3 protein-coding genes are annotated in these 2,235 nt (G+C 61.5%); 2 read left to right on the plus strand and 1 reads right to left on the minus strand.

What is annotated here, in order from left to right:
* Together ACH2EH_RS03440 and ACH2EH_RS03445 are read left to right on the plus strand one after the other, a co-directional pair.
* The coding region (locus ACH2EH_RS03440) for a dihydrolipoamide acetyltransferase family protein (protein ID WP_395138992.1) at positions 1-732 on the plus strand (732 nt) is incomplete at its 5' end.
* Positions 732-1,127 carry a hypothetical protein gene (locus ACH2EH_RS03445; RefSeq protein ID WP_395138994.1) on the plus strand — a complete coding sequence of 132 codons (396 nt, stop codon included), beginning with the start codon at positions 732-734 and terminating at the stop codon, positions 1,125-1,127. The genes ACH2EH_RS03440 and ACH2EH_RS03445, both read left to right, overlap by 1 nt.
* 97 nt (positions 1,128-1,224) lie before the next feature.
* On the opposite strand, the gene groEL is transcribed toward ACH2EH_RS03445, so the two are convergent.
* Positions 1,225-2,235 (minus strand): chaperonin GroEL (groEL, locus tag ACH2EH_RS03450; protein ID WP_395138996.1); only part of this gene is annotated, 1,011 nt, incomplete at its 5' end.

The following is a 2,235-nucleotide window of genomic DNA, read 5'->3' on the forward strand; positions in this document are numbered from 1 at the left end:
GCCTCCCCCCAACCCCCTCCGGCAAGCGAAGGGGGCAAGATCGCTGACGAGGTGGAGGTGCAGCCCTACAACGGGATGCGCAAGACCATCGCGCGGCGGCTCACCGAGAGCAAGCAGCAGATCCCGCACTTCTATGTCACGATTGAGGCGGACATGGAGGCGTTGCTCTCCCTGCGCGAGCAAGTGAACGCAACCGGCGGCGCGGTCAAAGTCTCCGTCAACGACTGCCTGCTCAAGGCTGTCTCGGTGGCGATGCGCACCGCACCCAACGTGAACTCCAAGTTCGACGACAACAAGCGTCTGGTGAGCAAGAACCATCATATCGGCTTCGGAGTCGCCCTCGACGATGGCCTGATTGTCCCGGTGGTGCGCAATGTCCAGAGCCTGAGCCTGCGCCAGATTGCGGCAGCGAGTAAGCCGCTGATCGAGAAGGCGCGCGCCGGAAAGCTCCAGCCCGCCGACTACACGGGCGGAACCTTCACGATCTCGAATCTGGGAGCGGTCGCTGAGGTCGAGAACTTCGCCGCGATTGTGAATCCAGGCGAGGGCGCGATCCTAGCCGTTTCGTCTACCCGCACGGTCGCCGCCGTGGTGAACGGGCAAGTCGTGCCGCGCAAGCGCATGAAAGTCACGCTCTCCGCAGACCACCGCGTGGTAGACGGAGCCGATGCGGCAGGCTTTCTTGGGGCGCTGAAGAAGGCCATCGAAAATCCCTTGGAGCTGCTCCTATAATGCATAAGGCACTGTCAAACAAGCCGGTCTTTGATTCCGAGAAGACCCTCTGGCGGATGCGGGAGTGGAAATCGCTCCCCGCACCCGTCGGGATGAACCGTGTGGTTGTGGAGTGGTGCGTCACCTACGGCCCCAAGGTCTTTGTCTATCCCGCCGTCAAGCGCATCATCGGCTTCGATACGTGCGAGGGCTCCGGTGACGGAACCTCCGACGAGCGCTGGGCGGATCTGCTGGAGTTTGAGTATGTCCCGCAGGTCGTGAAAGCCTTAGAGGGCGCAGGCTACCGCGTCCAGACTATCTGTGCAGACCAGCGCCCGATCCAGACCATGCGCCAGCGCCGCCGAGACACCGAAAAGCTCGCCGCCTCGCGCGGTGCCCACCACGCACACCACTAACCCGCTCGGCTAAAACATAAAACGCCCCGTGTCCATTGGCTTGGACACGGGGCGTTTCCTATCGGTTCCCCCGTTGGACGGGGGCTAGGGGGCTTCCCTAGTGATCGTGGTGGTGATCGCCGCCGCCTGCAGGTGCAGGCTCGGGCTTCTCCGCCACGAGCGACTCGGTGGTGAGGATCATGCTGGCGATGGATGCCGCATTGGCCAGGGCGTAGCGGCTGACCTTCACGGGATCAATCACACCAAAGCCGATCATGTCGCCGTACTCCTCGGTCAGGGCGTTGAAGCCATGGCCCTTGGCAAGACCCTTGACCTTATTGACCACCACGGAGCCTTCCAGCCCGGCGTTGGCCGCGATGGTACGCAGAGGAGACTCCAGGGCCTTGCGGACAATGTCCACACCGACCTGCTCATCTTTATCGTCCACCGCGACATTGTCGAGGTCGGAGAGGATATTGATGAAGGCGACACCACCCCCGGCGACGATACCCTCTTCCACCGCAGCGCGGGTGGCGGAGAGAGCGTCCTCGTAGCGGTGCTTCTTCTCTTTGAGCTCGGTCTCGGTCGAGGCGCCCACCTGGATAACAGCTACCCCACCGGCCAGCTTTGCGAGACGCTCCTGGAGCTTCTCTTTGTCGTAGCTGGAGTCGGTGTTCTCGATCTGCTTGCGGATCTGGTTGATACGGCCCTTGACCGCATCGGAGTCGCCACTGCCTTCGACAATCGTGGTGTTGTCCTTGGTGATGACCACTTTCTTGGCCTGACCCAGCATGTCGAGCGTTGCGCTCTCCAGCTTGATGCCCAGATCCTCGGTGATGAACTTACCACCGGTGAGGATCGCGAGATCCTCCATCATGGCCTTGCGACGGTCCCCGAAACCGGGAGCCTTCACGGCGGCGACATTCAGGATGCCACGAATCTTGTTGACCACCATGGTTGCCAGCGCATCGCCATCGAGGTCTTCGGCGATGATGAGCAGCGGGCGGCGGGTCTGCATCACTTGCTCAAGAATAGGCACCAAATCGGCAGCCGAGATGACTTTCTTCTCATAGAAGAGAATAAACGCGTTCTCGAAGATGCCTTCCATGCGCTCGGTGTCGGTGACGAA

It is taken from the genome of Armatimonas sp. (genome assembly GCF_043760365.1).
GTDB lineage: Bacteria > Armatimonadota > Armatimonadia > Armatimonadales > Armatimonadaceae > Armatimonas.